The sequence below is a fragment of the Arthrobacter sp. 2MCAF15 genome (genome assembly GCF_052115605.1).
GTDB lineage: Bacteria > Actinomycetota > Actinomycetes > Actinomycetales > Micrococcaceae > Arthrobacter.
Map to the genome: position 1 here is coordinate 21191 of NZ_JBFRGZ010000007.1, position 17110 is coordinate 38300.

At 68.1% G+C, this 17110-nt stretch carries 14 protein-coding genes; 5 read left to right on the forward strand and 9 right to left on the reverse strand.

What is annotated here, in order from left to right:
- Positions 1 to 154 precede the first annotated feature (154 nt).
- Together AB4089_RS09835 and AB4089_RS09840 are read left to right on the forward strand one after the other, a co-directional pair.
- A complete protein-coding gene (locus tag AB4089_RS09835; RefSeq protein WP_441409105.1) occupies positions 155 to 1324 on the forward strand; it encodes a glycoside hydrolase family 53 protein in 1170 nt (389 codons plus the stop codon).
- A 148-nt stretch (positions 1325 to 1472) separates the two neighbouring features.
- Positions 1473 to 2828 carry a sensor histidine kinase gene (locus tag AB4089_RS09840; RefSeq protein WP_441409106.1) on the forward strand — a complete coding sequence of 452 codons (1356 nt, stop codon included), beginning with the start codon at positions 1473 to 1475 and terminating at the stop codon, positions 2826 to 2828.
- Between the two features lie 37 nt (positions 2829 to 2865).
- On the opposite strand, the gene AB4089_RS09845 is transcribed toward AB4089_RS09840, so the two are convergent.
- Positions 2866 to 3576, reverse strand: coding sequence for a response regulator transcription factor (locus AB4089_RS09845; RefSeq protein ID WP_441409107.1), 711 nt, complete (start codon positions 3574 to 3576; stop codon positions 2866 to 2868).
- Positions 3577 to 3655: 79 nt separating this feature from the next.
- Complete coding sequence (locus tag AB4089_RS09850; RefSeq protein WP_441409108.1) at positions 3656 to 4741, reverse strand: metallophosphoesterase; 1086 nt, start codon at positions 4739 to 4741, stop codon at positions 3656 to 3658.
- A 296-nt stretch (positions 4742 to 5037) separates the two neighbouring features.
- Between AB4089_RS09850 and AB4089_RS09855 the strand changes: the two genes are divergently transcribed.
- Entirely contained in the window at positions 5038 to 5631 is a 594-nt protein-coding gene (locus tag AB4089_RS09855; protein WP_441409109.1) for a histidine phosphatase family protein, read from the forward strand.
- A gap of 48 nt (positions 5632 to 5679) precedes the next feature.
- Here the strand turns inward: AB4089_RS09855 and AB4089_RS09860 are convergent, their stop codons facing one another.
- Positions 5680 to 5802 carry a hypothetical protein gene (locus tag AB4089_RS09860; protein WP_441409110.1) on the reverse strand — a complete coding sequence of 41 codons (123 nt, stop codon included), beginning with the start codon at positions 5800 to 5802 and terminating at the stop codon, positions 5680 to 5682.
- Between the two features lie 186 nt (positions 5803 to 5988).
- On the opposite strand from AB4089_RS09860, the gene AB4089_RS09865 reads away from it, so the two are divergent.
- On the forward strand, positions 5989 to 7551 hold the full coding sequence (locus AB4089_RS09865) for a CehA/McbA family metallohydrolase (protein WP_441409111.1): 1563 nt from the start codon (positions 5989 to 5991) through the stop codon (positions 7549 to 7551).
- 33 nt (positions 7552 to 7584) lie between these two features.
- Here AB4089_RS09865 and AB4089_RS09870 read toward each other — a convergent pair whose 3' ends face one another.
- The 5 genes from AB4089_RS09870 to AB4089_RS09890 form a co-directional block, all read right to left on the reverse strand.
- Positions 7585 to 9114 carry a CYTH and CHAD domain-containing protein gene (locus tag AB4089_RS09870; RefSeq protein WP_441409112.1) on the reverse strand — a complete coding sequence of 510 codons (1530 nt, stop codon included), beginning with the start codon at positions 9112 to 9114 and terminating at the stop codon, positions 7585 to 7587.
- A gap of 247 nt (positions 9115 to 9361) precedes the next feature.
- Positions 9362 to 11131, reverse strand: a complete 1770-nt coding sequence (locus AB4089_RS09875) for an ATP-binding protein (RefSeq protein ID WP_441409113.1) — start codon at positions 11129 to 11131, stop codon at positions 9362 to 9364.
- On the reverse strand, positions 11131 to 12813 hold the full coding sequence (locus AB4089_RS09880; protein ID WP_441409236.1) for a 5-oxoprolinase/urea amidolyase family protein: 1683 nt from the start codon (positions 12811 to 12813) through the stop codon (positions 11131 to 11133). The genes AB4089_RS09875 and AB4089_RS09880 overlap by 1 nt, the downstream gene beginning before the upstream one ends.
- A 203-nt stretch (positions 12814 to 13016) precedes the next feature.
- Positions 13017 to 14357, reverse strand: coding sequence for an MFS transporter (locus AB4089_RS09885; RefSeq protein ID WP_441409114.1), 1341 nt, complete (start codon positions 14355 to 14357; stop codon positions 13017 to 13019).
- A 108-nt stretch (positions 14358 to 14465) separates the two neighbouring features.
- Positions 14466 to 15224 carry a LamB/YcsF family protein gene (locus AB4089_RS09890; RefSeq protein ID WP_441409115.1) on the reverse strand — a complete coding sequence of 253 codons (759 nt, stop codon included), beginning with the start codon at positions 15222 to 15224 and terminating at the stop codon, positions 14466 to 14468.
- Between the two features lie 107 nt (positions 15225 to 15331).
- On the opposite strand from AB4089_RS09890, the gene AB4089_RS09895 reads away from it, so the two are divergent.
- Positions 15332 to 16024, forward strand: coding sequence for a GntR family transcriptional regulator (locus tag AB4089_RS09895; RefSeq protein ID WP_441409116.1), 693 nt, complete (start codon positions 15332 to 15334; stop codon positions 16022 to 16024).
- Positions 16025 to 16060: 36 nt separating this feature from the next.
- Here AB4089_RS09895 and AB4089_RS09900 read toward each other — a convergent pair whose 3' ends face one another.
- Positions 16061 to 17110 carry a LacI family DNA-binding transcriptional regulator gene (locus AB4089_RS09900; protein ID WP_441409117.1) on the reverse strand — a complete coding sequence of 350 codons (1050 nt, stop codon included), beginning with the start codon at positions 17108 to 17110 and terminating at the stop codon, positions 16061 to 16063.

A 17110-nucleotide genomic window follows, 5' to 3' on the forward strand; every position in this document is an offset into this window, starting at 1 on the left:
GAGATCCAAGAAATCCCGGCGAGTCCAGACCGGTTCAACCCGAATTGGTCTGGACTGTGGCCGTCCCCCCGTTCCGGCGCTTCCCGCACCCCGACGATTGGTCTCTTCGATGCCCGCCACGATGACAACGCCCTGTTTGAACAGGTTGAACCGGTTGAAAGGACGGGCCCGCAGGCCGCGGTGGAGGCTGCCCGCGCTGGTCGCCGCCTCGGTGGCGGCCCTGGGACTCATCGCCGCCACGGCATCCATCACCCGCCCGGCCACGTCACCGGAGCTCGCGATCCGCGGCGCCGACATCTCCTTCACCCTCCAGGAGGAAGCAAACAACCAGACCCTCGGTGACAACGGCCAGACGGCGCCACTGGAAACGATTCTCGCCCGGCACGGCGCCAACTACGCCCGGCTCCGCGTCTGGGTCGATCCCCCCAAGGGCACCAGCGACCTGGACTCCGCCCTGACTCTGGCCCGGCGCGCCCACGCAGCCGGCCTTCAGATACTCCTGGACCTGCACTATTCGGACTCCTGGGCAGACCGGACCGCCCAGCAAACACCGTCCGCCTGGCAGGGCCAGAACCCTGAGCAGCTGCGCAGCACCGTGGAAACCTACACCCGCGACGTCCTGGCGGCCTTTGCCCGGCAGGCCACCCCGGTCGCCATCGTCCAGATCGGCAACGAGACCACCCATGGGATGCTCTGGCCCACCGGACAGATCTACAAGCAAACCGGCGAAGACTGGGCGGGCTATGCCGAGCTGGTCAAGGCCGGCATTCGCGGGGCGAAGGAAGCAGGGCCCGGTCCCGGCCCACTGATCATGCTGCACTCCGACACCGGCGGAGACCAGGGCGCGTCGACCTACTACTTTGACCATGTTCAGCAGGAGGAAGTCAGTTTCGACCTCATCGGGCTGACCTACTATCCGTTCTGGAACGGTTCCCTAGCCAGCCTGCAACAAAACCTCCATGTCCTCGCCGACCGGTACGCCAAAGACATCCTCATCGCCGAAACGGCCTACCCCTGGACCCTTTCCGGCGGCGGCGGCATCCAAAGCGTCGTCACGTCCCTCGATGCGCTGCCGGACGCGGCCGCCTACCCGCCGACACCCCAAGGACAAGCGCACTATTTCGAAGCCCTCAACCGGATACTGCGCGAAGTTCCCAATGGCCACGGGACCGGCTACCTGATCTGGGAACCCGGCTGGCTCCCCGGGGTCCCGGCCGACGCCCGCACCGGGAACTCGCACAGCAACCTCACGCTCTTTGACTGGTGGGGCCACGGGTTGCCGGCACTGGACGCCTTTCGGCCCACCGGAGCCGCCGGATCCTAGGCAGCGACTCATGCGGAGCTCACAGGATTCTGTAAGGGAACTGAGAGCGGGACGCGGTCACGTTGTCGGTGGTCAACTGTTGGCCCATCCTTGAACCATGATCGAGCCCAAGGCGGGTCCTCTCGCGCACCGCGGGAGACAGTGGGGCGTGCGCAAGCGCGCAACAGCGACCGCCGTCGGCGTCGTCGCCCTGGCGCTGCTGGTCGGCGGCATTGCGCTCATAGCCTCGCTCCAGGGGTCGTTGGTCGCCTCAACTGAGTCGGCCGCCCGGCAGGAGGCCCAGGAAGTCGTCGTCCACATGCGGGACGAGGATGTCGCGGAAGCGGTCCGGTACATCGCGGCCACCGTGCACGAAGGGCAGATCGTCCAGATCCTGAACCCGGCTGGGGCCGTCGTGCCCGCGCAGGCGCCCACTGCGGGTGCCAAGCCGCTTACGGCCCTGCGCCCCGCCCCGGACCAGGTCCTGACGGAGGATGTCACCAGGGTGGAGACCGTCCGCGACCCCGGCGACTTCATGATCGTCGCGACGGCGGTCCGCCTGGACGACGGACCCTACACGGTGGTGGTGGCGTCCCGGGTACAGGTCCTGGCGGAGACGCTGGCCACAGTTTCCTGGTACCTGCTTGGCGCCGCCCCGCTGCTGCTGCTGGTGGTTGGCAGTTCGGTCTGGCTGCTGGTGGGCCGCTCCCTGCAGCAAGTCGAACGAATTCGCGGGCAGGTCGCCCGCATCGACGGGGAACGCCTGAACGAACGAGTCGACGTTCCGCAGACCAACGACGAGATTCAGTCCCTGGCGCTGACGATGAACAAGATGCTGGAACGGTTACAGGCCTCGGACAGCGCGCAGCGCCGGTTCCTTTCGGACGCCAGCCACGAACTCCGCAGCCCCGTGGCAACCCTTCGCGCCGGGGTGGAGGTCGCTGCCGCGGACCCGTCGGGGCAGTCCTGGCGTGAGCTGACGGACATCCTCTCCGAAGAGACCTCCCGCATGCACTACCTCGTCGAGGATCTCCTGACCCTCGCCAAGGCCCACGACGGGGGCTTTCGGCTAAACGAGGAGGACGTTGACCTCGACGACGTCGTGGACCGTGAAACCCGCAGGCTCCGCTCGACAAGCACCCACCTCATCACAGCAGAGCTGACCCCCGTCCGGATCAGCGGGGACGCACGCCGGGTGGGACAGGTTCTTCGAAACGTCCTGGACAACGCAGACCGGCACGCCGTCTCGCGGATCCAGATCAGCCTGAACTCCGGTGAAGGCGGAGCCGGCGCGGTTATCACCGTAGACAACGACGGCGGACCGGTACCGGAGGCGGACCGGCAACGGGTCTTTGAACGATTCGTCCGGCTCGACGAGAGCAGGTCGCGGGAAGGCGGCGGCAGTGGGCTGGGGCTGGCCATTGCGGCCGGGATCATGTCGGCCCACCACGGCTCCATCCGTGCCACTGAGAGTCCGCTGGGCCACTGCCGCTTCGAGATGGCGTTTCCCGCAGCCACGGAGTGAAGACAGAGCGTGAGGATCGGCTTGAGGACCGGCCCGCCTACGTCCCGGCGGTTCGGGGGGAGTGTTCCCGCGGATCCACGTCGGTGCTGAGCATGTAGCCCATCCCCCACACCGTGGTCAGTGTCTGGACGCCGAAGGGGACGTCGATCTTGCGCCTGAGGTAGCTGATGTAAACCTCCACCACGTTATCCCCGCCCTCAAAGGCGGGGTCCCACACGTTGTCGAGTATCTCCGCCTTCGTCACGATCTGGTCGTGGCGCCGGATGAGGTACTCCAGGAGCCCGTATTCACGGGGGGTCAACTTGATCGCCTTGTCCCCCCGACGGACCTTGCGGTTGAGAGGGTCCAGCGTCAGCGTGCCCACCGTCAACACCACAGGGCGCTCAGGTGCACCGCGGCGGATGAGTGCCCGGATCCGCGCCACCAGCACCGGAAAGCTGAAAGGCTTGGTCAGGTAGTCATCAGCCCCAAGATCAAAGGCATCGGTCTGGTCGTACTCGCCGTCCTTCGCAGTGAGCATCAGCACCGGAGTCCAGACCTTGTGTTCCCGAAGCTCCTTCAGGACGTCGTAGCCGTTCTTTAGCGGCAGCATCAGGTCGAGCAGGATTGCATCGTATGAGTTTTCTGTCGACGCCCACAGGCCGCTGACGCCGTCGTGCATGACGTCTACGACGAAACCTTCATTCGTCAGCCCGCGGCGGACCGCTTCGGCCAGACCTTTCTCATCATCGACGACCAAAATGCGCACGGAAACCCCCCTCCTTGATACTGGCAGTATGTGGCAGAGGGTTGAGCAAACCCTGAGAAAGGCCTCTCCCGGGCGACGGTCAGCGGCGTCCGATGGCAAAGGAGTCCGTGAACGAGTCGCCCTCTGCCGGAACGAACCGGGCGGACAGCTCGTCCGCACTCGCCCTCAGGTCCAGGGTCCCGAGGGAAGGATCGCGGTTCCTGCCGGACCATGCGGCGAAATAGCCGGCCTCGGCGTCGTTGTCGTTCACATCGTAGAGACCGACGCCGCCGGTACCTACGGTGGCGAAAACCGTTCCCGCGCCCTTCACCATGGTTTGGTCGGTATCCATGAGGCAGGCAGATGAAAAACTCTCCGGTTGCAAGCCCGGGCACGAGCCGCCGACGCCCAGTTGGTGGGTGCGCTGGTAGTCGTGGTCATGGCCGGCCAGGACAAGGTCCACCTTCTTCTCCATCAGCATGTTCGTGAAATCCTGGCCGGGCTGGCACCCGTATTTTCCAACGCTCAGGCAGGGTGTGTGCATGCCAACCACGGTCCACGGGATCTGCGCCGAGGCAGCCCCATCGATGGCGTCCGTTGTCCAGCGCCAGCGTTCGCTGTCGCGCGAGTAGTCCAGGGGTTGCCCGTCCTTGAAGTTGATGCCCGGCGATACCATGATGAACCGCACCAGGGGATCCGCCTGGGGGACATCGACGTACCACTGGATCCCGTACTCACCCTGGAGCCCCGGGAGCCTGTTGGGCAGGCATTCGACGAACTTTGCGATGTCACCGTCGCTGCCGTCACTCTCATGGTTGCCGGTGATTAGTTGGTAGGGGAAATTTTCGCCGAGTTTGCCCTTGACCATGTCGCAGAACTGCTGCTCGATCCCGGCCTTGTACGCGAAGTCCCCGAGGGCAAGATTGAACTGCGGCTGGAGGCCGGCAATAACGTCCAGCACTTTTTTGGCCCCGGTGCTGACGCCGATGTCGCCCTGGGCGGTGAAGTGGACAGTCCCCGGGGGCGCCGGCACCGTCGAAGGGGTGGAGGGCTGGGCGCTGCTGGGCTGGGCGTTTGTGGGCTGGGCCGTCGCCGAAGCACTGAATGGTTTGGCCTCCCGCGGACCGGACTGGCAACCGGCCAGCACCAGACCCACGCACACGGCAACCATCATTGCAATGGCCACGGCTGCACGATTCCTGGATGTGGCAGCCATTATTTCCTCCCCTCGGCAGCCCGAACCGGGTTCGGCCCATGGCCCGCGTCGGTCCCGCCTCGTAGCGTACCCGCGAAGGCTTTGGGATTCCTTTAGCCCTTGCAGGCCGGTGGCTACGGAACACCGGCCCCCGGCCCCGGCCAGGTGGACCGTCCTCTTTGCCCGCCGTGGCCGTTGCCTCAGAGAATTCTCAGCGCTGCCGGGCAACGATGGTAGTGGATCGTGTTGCATCAATTCCGCACCCGGCAGAAGGAATCGTAGCCAACATGGAAAACACAACCCTGACGACCTTTGCCCTTGTCCGCCATGGCCAGACGGACTGGAATGTGCAGCGCCGGCTTCAGGGTTCCACCGACATTCCGCTCAACGACGTCGGCCGCCGCCAGGCGCGGGATGCCGTCGCCGTCCTGTCCGGCTACCAGTGGGATGCGGTCGTTTCCTCGCCGCTGCGCCGTGCCGCCGAAACCGCCGACCTGATTGCCAGCGGGCTGGGGCTCGGCCCGGCCCGGCGCGTGCCGGAACTTGCCGAGCGCAGCTTCGGACCCGCTGAGGGCCTGCAGGCCGGGCCCGAACTGGACGCGCTGCGGATCCGGGGTGGCTTCCGCGGCGCAGAAAGCAGGAATAAAGCGGCCTGCCGCGGGTTGGCGGCGCTGGAAGCACTGGCCGAGGAGTTCCGCGGCCGCCGTGTCGTGGTGGTCGCCCACGCCACGCTGATCCGGCTGAGCCTCAGCCGCGCCGTCGGATACACCTTGCAAAGCATCGACAACGCCGCACTCAACCTGGCCCACCACCATGCCGTTGACGGCTGGGAGCTTGAATACTTCAACGGCGAGCCGGTCATGGCCGGCGCCCGGGGCTGAGCTGCACCGTCCCGGGCTGCCCTCAGCGGCCATCAATCGCGCCACCATCTATGCCTGCAAGTAGCGGAACAGCAGGCCGTTTCCGGCATCGAGCCCGGCGCCGTGATCCTCAATGGGCAAGTCCCCGTCACGGCTAATCACCGGGCGCGCCTGCGCCGCCGCAGTGATCATGGCCGATCACTCCTTCTGGTCAGATTGAGCCTTCTCTCTGGATTCTCTCTCCCTTCCGCCGAGGACGCCACCCCCGGTTGCCGCTCCTGGGCGGGGATCGCGTGGATCCCCGTCAAGGGTTCGTGTTCATGTCCCGTCTTGGCCTCGGACGCCAGCTGTTAAGTCCGCATGGTGAACATGGGGCGGGTGAGTTCACCTTGTAAAGCCCATGAGGGCAACAATGACCTGCTTTCCCCTTCCCGACGCGGCTTTCTGGCTGCCGCGCTGACCGGAGCGGCGCTGACCCTGGCTCCTGTCACTTTCGCCGCCGCCGATACCGGCACCAGCAAAACCAAGACGATCACCGGACACCTCGAGCCGGGCGCCGCGGATTTCGTCTACCTGCCCGTTGAGGTGCCCGCCGGCGTCAACAGGATCAGCGTCTCCTACAGCTACAGCAAGCCCACCGTCGCCCCCGGGCTCCTGGCCAACGCGTGCGACGTCGGCGTCTTCGACGAGAAAGGCACCGACCTCGCGGGCAAGGGCTTCCGGGGCTGGTCCGGCGGCTTCCGCACGGAGTTCTTCATCAGCGCCGCCGAGGCAACCCCCGGCTACCTGCCCGGCCCGGTCGGCAAGGGCACCTGGAACATCGCGCTCGGCCCGTACCAGGTGGCCGGGCAGGGCATGGATTACACCGTCACCGTCACCCTGGACTACGGGCCCGACGGCGCGGCCTTCCGCCCGCAGTACCCGCCACAGCAGGTCGCGGGCCGCGGCGCCGGCTGGTACCGCGGCGACGCCCACCTCCACACCGTGTATTCCGACGGCAAGCGCACGCCCGAGGACGTCGCTGCCGGGGCCCGCGCCGCGCGCCTGGACTTCATGATCAGCACGGACCACAACACTCCGGCGTCGCACGGCGCGTGGGGGCCACTGGCCGGCAACGACCTGCTCATCCTCACGGGTGAGGAGGTCACCACCCGGAACGGGCACTACCTCGCACTCGGGCTCGAACCCGGCGAATGGATCGACTGGCGCTACCGGGCGCGGGACAAGGGCTTCGAGCAGGAAGCCAAGCGAATCCACGATTCCGGCGGCATCGTGGTCCCTGCGCACCCGTACTGCCCGTACGTGGCCTGCCGCTGGAAGTTCGGGTACGAGAACGCCGACGCCGTCGAGGTGTGGACCGGCCCGTGGACCGCCGACGACGAGTACGCCATCAACACCTGGGACTCCATGCTGGCCAGCTCCGCGCGCAACGGCGGCCGCTGGCTCCCGGCGATGGGCAACAGCGACGCCCACAGCGCACCCCAGGTCATCGGGTTCCCGCACAACGTTGTCTACGCCGCGGCGCTCTCCCGCGACGCCGTGCTGGCCGGTATCCGCAGCGGCCGGAACTGGATCGCCGAATCGGCGGACGTGTCCGTCGACTTCAGCGCCACCTCCGGCGGCCGGAGCGCCGGCGTCGGGGAACGCCTCGACGCCGCCGCGGATGCCCGCGTCAGCGTCACGGCGAAGATCTCCGGCGTGCCGAACGGAGTAGTCCGGTTCATCACCGATGAAGGCCAGACCCAGCAAATTACCCTGCCGGACTCGGGCCAGGGAGCCAGCACCTGGGTGACCACGCCACAGCTCGCCGCCTATGTGCGCGTTGAGGTGCGCCACCCCATGCCGGACGGCACGCCCAGCAACGGGACAGCCATGGGAACCGCCCTGCTGCTGGGCCCGATGGCCGCCCTGACCAACCCGATCTTCCTCGGCGCCAAATAGCCGAAGAAGCTGCAGGACAGCAGGTTTCCCGGCTCAGGAGCGCAGACGCAGGCCGCGAAGCTTTTTCCCTGCCCTGCGGGCTTTCTTCTCCGTCTTCCGGGCGAGACGTTTTTCCATCTTCAGCAAACTCTTGACGCCGAGATCGGTATCGGCGGGCCGGTCCGGAGTGGCCGCGACTCTGCGCAGCAGGGCCGTGGCCATGACGCTGTCCTGGTGGTCGCCGAGTACCCTCTGGAGCCGTCCAGCGGATTTTGTGAGCTTGGCGGCGCGCTTGCCGTGGATCTCCCTGACCGATTCGCCGGCGTGGCGCAGGCGTTTGGCGTCTTTTCGGACTTCGTGCAGGGCCGCGTCGCGGGCGGCCCTGCCGGTGGAGCGCTTGACGGCCTTCCGGGAACGCTCCACCCGGTCTGCCGCCTTGTTCACCAGCTTGGCCGTCACCTTGTGCGCGGGGCGGAAGGCGAGGGGCCGGGCCGACGGGTGGTCCCGAAAGTCCTCAAGGGAGCCAAGGAGACGGAAATAGCGACCGGCCTGGAGGCTATCGAGAACGTTTCTGTAACCTTCGTCGTGGACTGCGACCAGCTCCAGTTCGATCATCTGCTCCAACGAGCCGGACCTCTGGTCCTCGGGGAGTTCCTGGATGTGCCGGCGAAGCCGCTCCAGCATGACTTCGGCGTCGCGTGCCGGGCCCAGGACCCGGCCAAGCCACTTCAACTCGGCCTGCAGTTCACGGACCGCTGAGCGCTTGAAGAGTTTGCGATAGGTGGCCAGGGCGGAGCGCGCCCGGCGGGTCGCGGACCGCATCTTGTGGACTGAATCCGGCGTCCCCTGCCGGACACCCGGATCATTGGTGATGAAGTCTTCGATCCGTGCGTCCAGATAGGCCGTCACGACGTCGACCGCCGGGCCTTTCTTCCGGAGCTTCTTCCGGGTCTTTCCGGCCCGGGGGCTAAGCCCTGCCGGCCACGCAGCTCCAAAAGTACGGGCAAGCTTGGACGGATAGGCGGAGCGGGCCGCTCCCGTGGACGTCAGGGTTTCGGTGGCGGCGTCGAGGAACTCCCGGTTTCCGTGGACGAGTTCGAGCTCCCATTCACGCCAGTCGAGGGCCGGCCCTGGGGGCTGCAAAGCCTCGGCGTGGACAACGTCGTCAGCGAAGTCGGCCAGATGCTCACCGATAGGCCCGTAAAGCCGGTAGGTGGTGCGCCGCGTACTCAGCCGGGCCACCGGCACCAGCTCTTCCCCGCGGGTGAACACCTGCAGATGATCGGACAGCTCGTCCGGAACAGTCTCCGGCTGGCCCAGCGGTGCATGGATTTCCTCCCGCTGGTCCGTGCCGGCGGGAAGCTTGAGGTGCCACCCGGCGTCCGTGCCGCCCGTGCGGCGCCGCAGGGTCAAGCGCCGCGCGGCGAGAGCCAGGGACGGCGTGTCGAAGTACACCGCCTCAAGGTGATCCGTCACCGGCTCCGCGACGTCGTCCACGCCCTGGATTTCCAGCAGCTCCGGAAGGGGCGTGGACGTCCCGGCGTCGTACTTTTGTTCCGTTTCAATATTTCCGCTGGTGTCCATGGCAGGCCCCCTCAACTGGCACCGCTGGAACATGGACTTGATCCTCCCGGTGGCGAGTCGGCCGGTGCCTTGGCCCGTTCGCCCAGCCCGATTCTAGGCCCGCTGGGAACAACCCTGCCAGACTTGGCGGCCAGGTCACGCCGAGCCACGGCGGCCGCCGCGGGAGAGCAGGAACGCCCGCCCGGTTAACCCGGGCGGGCGTTCTTGGTCTCTCCGGGCGGGGAGCCCGGCACCTGAGTGATGGCCGCTAGCCGATCAGGGCCAGCACGGCCCCGGCCGCAACCACTCCCCCGGCTTCCGTGCGGACGTCGGTGACAGTGCCGTCCCGGTGCGCGGCGATCTGGGTTTCCATCTTCATGGCTTCAAGGACCACCACCGGGTCCCCGGCCGACACCTCGGCGCCGGGATCGACGAGCCACTTCACCACGGTCCCGGCCATGTCGGCGCGCAGCTCGCCCGGATCGGCAGCGCCAGCACCGCCGTCGGAGGTTCCGTCCACGGAGACGCCGGCGGGCAGTGCCCCTCCGGACATCGTCCGACCAGACAGTGCCCACCCGTCCAGGAGGTCTGCCGGGAGCCCGACGGCCAGGCGGCGTCCGTCCACGTCAACGGTGATGGTGCGGCGTTCGCCGTCGGGCGCGGTGGTGCTGTAGCCGGGATCGGCCGGGATCTTGTCCGCGAAGTCGGTTTCGATCCAGCGGGTGTGGATGCCGAGCCCGTCCTCGGAGGTGAAATCCGGGGATTCGAGCACGGCCCGGTGGAACGGCAGCACGGTGGCCACCCCGGTGATGCGCATTTCGGCGAGGGCACGGCGGGCGCGGCGCAGGGCCTGCTGGCGGTCCGCGCCTGTGACGATCAGCTTGGCGAGCAGGGAATCGAACTGCGGCGCCACGAAGGAGCCCGAGCGGACCCCGGTATCCAGGCGGATGCCCGGGCCGGTGGGGCCGGCGAATTCGCCGATGGTGCCGGGCGAGGGCAGGAAGCCGCGGCCCACGTCCTCGGCGTTGAGCCGGAACTCGAAGGCGTGTCCATGCGGCGTCGGGTCCTCGGTGTGGCGCAGCGGCTCACCCGCGGCGATCCGGAACTGCTCCTGGACGAGGTCGATCCCCGTGGTTTCCTCGGTGATGGGGTGCTCCACCTGGAGCCGGGTGTTCACTTCGAGGAAGGCGACGGTGCCGTCCGCCGCGACCAGGAATTCCACCGTACCGGCGCCGGAGTAGCCTGCTTCCCGGCAGACGGCCTTGGCGGCATCGTAAATCAGCGTGGTCTGTTCCTCGCTCAGGAACGGCGCGGGTGCCTCTTCCAGGAGTTTCTGGTGCCGGCGCTGCAGGGAGCAGTCGCGGGTTCCGACGACGACGACGTTGCCGTGGGCGTCCGCCAGGACCTGCGCCTCGACGTGGCGCGGTCGGTCCAGGTAGCGCTCCACAAAGCACTCGCCCCGGCCGAACGCGGCAACTGCCTCGCGCACGGCGGAATCGAAGGCTTCCTCGACCTCGTCGAGGACGCGGACCACCTTCATGCCGCGGCCGCCGCCGCCAAAGGCGGCCTTGATGGCGATGGGCAGGCCGTGCTGTTCGGCGAAGGCCCGGGCCTCGGCCGCGGTGTCCACGGGTCCGTCGCTGCCGGCGACCAGCGGCGCGCCGGCCCGGACGGCGGCGTCGCGGGCCGTGATCTTGTTGCCGAGCAGCCGGATCGCGTCCGGAGCCGGTCCGATCCAGGTCAGCCCGGCGTCGATGACGGCCTGGGCGAAGTCGGCGTTCTCGGAGAGGAAGCCGTAGCCGGGGTGGACGGCGTCTGCGCCGGACGCGGCCGCCGCGGCCAGGAGCTTGGGGATGTTCAGGTAGGTGTCGGCGGGAGAGTTGCCGTCCAGGCTGAAGGCTTCGTCCGCAGCGGAAACGTGCAGGGCGTCGGCGTCGATGTCGGCATAGACGGCGACGGACGCCAGCTGCGCGTCGTCGCAGGCCCGGGCTATGCGGACCGCGATTTCTCCACGGTTGGCGATCAGGACCTTGCGCATCAGTTACTCGCTTCTTTTTCGGTGACGGTGTGTTCAGTGGCGTGTTCAGTGGCGGTGTGTTCGGTGGGGCCGTGTTCAGCCCAGCGGAAGCGGATCTTGCCGCCGATGGGGACCTGCGCGGCGAGGTCCAGCAGGGAGTCGACCACCACGCCGATCACCGGGTAGCCGCCGGTGATCGGGTGGTCGGCCAGGAAGAGCACGGGCAGCCCTTCGGGTGGGACCTGCAGGGCGCCTGCCACGGTGCCTTCGCTGGCCAGTTCGCCCTGGCGGGTCCGCTGCAGCGGTGTACCGTCCAGCCGCATGCCGACCCGGTTGGACTGGGCCTTCACCTCCCACTCCTGGGCGGCGAAGGAGTCCAGCGCCGCCCGATCGAACCAGTCGGCGCGGGGGCCGGGAACGACGTCGAGTACGGTCACCCCGGTTCCCGGGTAGTCCGGCTGCAGTTCGGGAGCCCCGACGACGCCGGATTCGGCCTCTCCGCCGGCGGCCAGCACCTGTCCCGCGGCCAGGGGTGCAGGACCGATTCCGGACATGGTGTCCGTGGAGCGGCTGCCCAGCACCGGGGCTGCATCGACTCCGCCGCGGACCGCGAGATAGCTGCGGAAGCCGCTCTGCGGCGCACCAATGCTGAGCGTTTCGCCGTCGAGCAGCGCGAACGGGGTGGCCATCAGCGCGGAGCGTTGCCAGGTGTCCCCGGCGTCGTCCGGCGCGGATTCGATGCTCAGCGCCGACGGCGCCCCGGTGACCGCGAGGACCTGATCCCCCACGGCCCGGACCGTGAGCCCGCCGGCGACGGTTTCGATGGCGGCCGCGCCGGGGGTGTTGCCGACGAGGCGGTTGGCCCGGCGCAGCGAGGCCCGGTCCAGGGCGCCGGCGGCGGAGACGCCCAGGCCGGAGTGGCCGTGCCGGCCGAGGTCCTGGATCAGGCTCTGCAGACCCGGCGCAACGATCCGGAGTCCGCAGGCGACGTCCTGGCCGGCAGCCGGTTCCGGCGCTGCGCCGGCGCTGTGGACCGTAGGTTCTGCGGCAGTCTGCGCGGCTGGCTGTGCCACCGGCTCCGCGGCGGACTCGGTTCCGAGAGTTACCGCGTCCCGGACCGGCCGGAACTGCACCCGGTGGCCGGGCGCGGCCAGCGCGGGCTGCTCCCGGTCCAGGTCCCACATCCTGGCGTTGGTGCGCCCGATCAGCTGCCAACCGCCGGGGGAACGCCTCGGATACACTGCCGAGTAGTTCCCGGCCAGCGCCACGGAGCCTGCGGGGACGGCGGTGCGCGGCGAGGCTCGGCGGGGCACTTCCAGCTGCTGGTTCTCCCCCACCATGTACCCGAAACCGGGCGCGAAGCCGGCGAAGGCCACTGTCCAGACCTGGCCGGAATGGGCAGCGATCACACCCTCGGCTCCCAGGCCGGTGAGCTGGCCGACTTCGGCGAGGTCCTCGCCGTCGTACACGGTGTCGATGACCACCAGCTCGCCGTCGCGCTGCACCGGTGCGGTGAGGTCGAGCTGCAGCAGTCGGGCGGCGATTCGCCGGGCCGAGGCCGGGGAATCGGCCGTGACCAGGACGGTCTCGGCCGCGGCCAGCACGTCCTGCTGGCCCGGCAGCGGCTTCTCCAGCAGCAGAGCCTGCAGGGCAAGCACGTCCTGGGTGCCGGAGAGCTCGGCGAGGACCGCACGCGTTCCCACGGCCCGCACGAAACGGACCTTCTGAACTGGGTGCTGTTGAACCGTGTGCTCTTGAACCTTGTGCTCTTGAACCGTGTCCTCTTGAACTGCTGCGTTCTCTAGCTTGGGGGTTTCCCCTGCTGTCTCAATCACGAGGTGCCTCACTCATTGTGCCGGTGGAATTGTGCCGGTGGACAGGTTCCGCTGAACCGGATCCGAAGGGCTCAGGCGCGGGCTTCCTGCAGGAGCCGCTCTTCTTCGTCGGTATGCGGGTTGCGCCCGATGGCCAGCCCGATCACCGTCACGATCGAGGCGACCGCGAGGTAGCCGGCGATCAGGAACCAGTTGCCGCTGGCGGCGAAGAGGGCGGTGAAGACCAGCGGTGCGACGGCGCCGCCGATCACGCCGGCCAGCGTGTAGGCCAGCGAGCTGCCGGCGTAGCGCAGCCGGGCCGGGAACTGTTCGGTGATGTAGGCAGCCTGCGGGCCGTACATGAAGGCGTGGAAAGCCAGCCCGATCACGATGCCGATGGTCAGCGTAAGGACCGACTTGTCCTGGATCATGACGAAGAACAGCGGGATGTAAACGGCGGTTCCGACGGCGGCGATGCCGTATACGAGGCGGCGGTTGACGCGGTCTGTGAGGGCGCCCGCCGCTGGGATCAGGACCAGCTGGAAGGCGGAGCCGATCAGGATGGCGGTCAGTACGTTGCTGGTGCTCATGCCCAGTTGCTTGGTGGCGTAGACGGCCATGAAGACGGTGAGCAGGGAGTACAGCACGTCCGGGCCGATGCGGGACAGGGCGGCGGACACGAGGGCGCGCGGCTCCTTGGTGAAGACCTCCTTGATGGGGGCCTTGGGCTGTTCGCCGTGAGCCTGGATGGCCTTGAAGACGGGGGTTTCCTCCAGCTTCAGCCGGATCAGCAGGCCGAAGCCCACCAACAGGGCCGAGGCGAGGAAGGCCACGCGCCAGCCCCAGGAGAGGAAGTCTTCGTTGGTGAGCGTCGCGGCGAGCACGGCCAGGACGCCGTTGGCCATCAGGTTGCCGGCGGGCGGGCCGATCTGCGCGGCGGAAGACCAGAAGCCGCGCCGCTTGGCGTCGCCGAATTCGCTGGAGAGCAGGACGGCACCGCCCCACTCACCGCCGACGCCGATGCCCTGCGCCAGGCGCAGCAACACGAGGATGATAGGTGCGGCTATGCCGATGGTGGCGTAGCCCGGGAGCGCGCCGATCGCCACAGTTGCGATGCCGATCAGCAGCAGGGTGGTCACGAGGACTTGCTTGCGGCCGATTTTGTCACCGAGCCGGCCGAAGATCACGCCGCCGATGGGACGGGCGAGGTAGCCCACCGCAAAGGTCGAGAAGGACAGCAGCAGCCCGACGTATTCGTCGTTGCCCGGGAAGAAGACCTTGGGGAACACCAGGGCCGAGGCCACGGAGTAGATCGCGAAGTCGTAGTACTCCAGCGAGGTGCCGGTGAGGCTCGCGACGTAGGCCTTGATGGCACCGGGCGGGATCCTCCTCTTGCCGGCGGCCGGGGTGGCCTGATGCGGTGCTGCAGTCATGGTTTCCTCCAGGTGTGCGGGGTGCTGCCTGTTGCGCGGGTGTAAGTGCGGGTGATCCCGGCGGATCCGGGGTGTGAAGCGGCGAGCGTCTGCAGAGACGGATGCGCCTTAGACGAACGCGGCGGTTTCGATTCCGGCGGCGTTGAGCGCCTCGCGGACTGCGGCGGCCATGGTGACGGCTCCCGGGGAGTCACCGTGCACGCAGATGCTTTCGGCGCGGATTTTCAGGATGGAGCCGTCGATGGTGCGGACGGCGGAATCGGTGGCCATCCGGAGGACATGCTCAGTGACGAGAGCGGGGTCCTCAAGCACGGCTCCGGGCAACGTACGGGATACCAATGTGCCGTCCGGGTTGTAGGCACGGTCGGCGAAGGCTTCGGTGACCGCGCGAAGGCCGGCGGCCTCGGCGAGGCGGAGCACTTCGGAGCCCGGCAGGCCCAGGATCGGCAGGTTCGGGTCAACGGACTTTACGGCATCGACGACGGCCTTCGCCTGGCCGGTGTGCGCGACAATCGCGTTGTAGAGCCCGCCGTGCGGCTTCACATACCGGACCGTGCCGCCCTCTGCGGCGGCCAGCGCCTGCAGAGCGCCGATCTGGTAGACGACGTCGTCCGCCAATTCGACCGGATTGATGTCCAGGAAGCGGCGGCCGAAGCCGGCGAGATCGCGGTAGCCGACATGGGCGCCAATTACGACGCCGGCGGCGACCGCCTCGCGGCAGGTCCGGCGGATAACGCTGGGGTCACCCGCGTGGAATCCGCAGGCCACGTTTGCGCTGGACACCGAGCGGAACATCGCCGTGTCGTCGCCCAGGGTCCAGCGTCCGAAAGACTCGCCAACGTCGCTGTTTAGGTCAATGGTTGCCATTTGTGATCCTCGTCTCATGATAGCCCCCTACCAAGGATGCAACATTTTCACGGATTGTTCAACAATCCGACGATTCAACATTGGGACGATCGTGTAGATTCGGCACTATGACGACTCCCGATGCAGGTGCCGGATCAGCCCTCGGCGCGGCCGCGGCACGGCTGCGCGTGGCAGTTCCCTCCGTGGCGGACCGGGTGGCGGCCGAACTTCGCCTGCAGTTGGCCGAGGGAATTCTGCTGCCGGGCGCCCGGCTCACGGAATCGACCATCGCCGAAGACCTCGGCGTCTCCCGCAACACCGTCCGCGAGGCCTTCGCCGAGCTAGCGGCCGAGCGCCTGGTGGTGCGGCACCCGAACCGGGGCGTCTTTGTGGCAAGCCTGGAGGCCGGGGACATCCACGACGTCTACACGGTCCGGCGGGCCATTGAAGTCAGCGCGATCCGCGGCGGCGGCAGCCCCGAGCGCGTGGCGGCGGTCCGCGCGGCCGTGGAAGAGGGCAAAGCGGCAGCAGCCGCCAACGACGAAGAGGCCCTGGGCAGCGCCAACCAGCACTTCCACGGCGCCATCGTGGCCTTGGCGGGCAGCAGGCGGCTGGATACGATCATGGCCCAGGTCCTGGCCGAGATGCGGCTGTTCTTCCACAAGGCCACGCTGGATGCGCACTTCTACCGCGGCTGGCTGCCGGACAACGAGGAAATCTGCAAGGCCCTCGAAGCGGGGGATCTGGACCGCGCCGGCGAGCTGCTGCTGGCCTATTTGGACCGGTCAGAGGAGCGCCAGGCCGCCGTCCACGGGGAGTGAACCTGCCCTACAGGGAGTGAACCAGCAGCCCGGACCTTACACTGCGGGCGCCGCCGGCACCGGCACGCAGCCGCAGGAGGCCCGTAGGACCAGGTCCACGGGGAAGGTCCTGTTCCGGGTGGGCGACACGCCGTCGAAATCGATGAGCGCCTCGACGGCGGCCTCGGCCATGGCCTGCACGGGCTGCGCGACCGTGCTCAGCGGCGGCCAGCTGTACTCCGCCTCCGCCGAGCCGTCGAAGGAGAAGACGGCCAGGTCCTCGGGAATCCGCAGCCCGGCCTCCTGCACTGCGCGCAGCAGGCCGACGGCCTGCAGATCGGAACTGACAAACACCGCGGTGGGCCGCTCCGCGGCCGCGAGCAGCCGCTGCCCGGCGCGGTAGCCGCCCTGGCGGTCGAAGTCGCAACGCACAATCGGCCCTTCCGGGAGCCCGGCCTCCGTGAGCCCCTGCTGCCACCCGATCTCGCGCCCGTCGAGGTCATTGCCGACATTCATGCCCATGACCAGCGCGATCTTGCGGTGGCCATGGCCCACCAGATGCTCGACGGCGCGCCGGGAGCCTTCTTGCAGCTCCACGCCTACCGAGTTAAAGCCCGGCACCTCGCTGCTGTGGTTCAGCAGCACGGCAGGGATCTCCGAATGCTCAAGCTCGGTCAGGTCGGGTTCGAACAGCACGCTGGAGAGGAAGACGCCGTCCACGCGGCGGCTCGCGAGGTTCTTGACCTGGCGGCGTTCGCTGGCCGCCGAGCCGCCCGAGTTGGCCAGCAGCAGCGCATAGCCGCGCGCCGCTGCGGCTTCCTCCACGGCGCGGGCCAGGGTGGCGAAGAAGGGGTTGGTGGTGTCCGGAACCACCATGCCGAGCATTTCGCTGGAGCCCAGCTTCAGCGCCCTCGCCGCGGCGTTGGGCCGGTACCCGAGTGCAGTGATGGCCTCGCGCACTTTGGCGGCCGTCCCCGGGGAGACCCGCTTGGGGCCATCGTTCACCACATAACTGACCACGGCGGTGCTGACGCCCGCCAGCCTGGCCACGTCTTTGCGCGTGATCGTGGGCCTGTTGGCGGCTGGCGAGTGTGGCACAGTGACCAT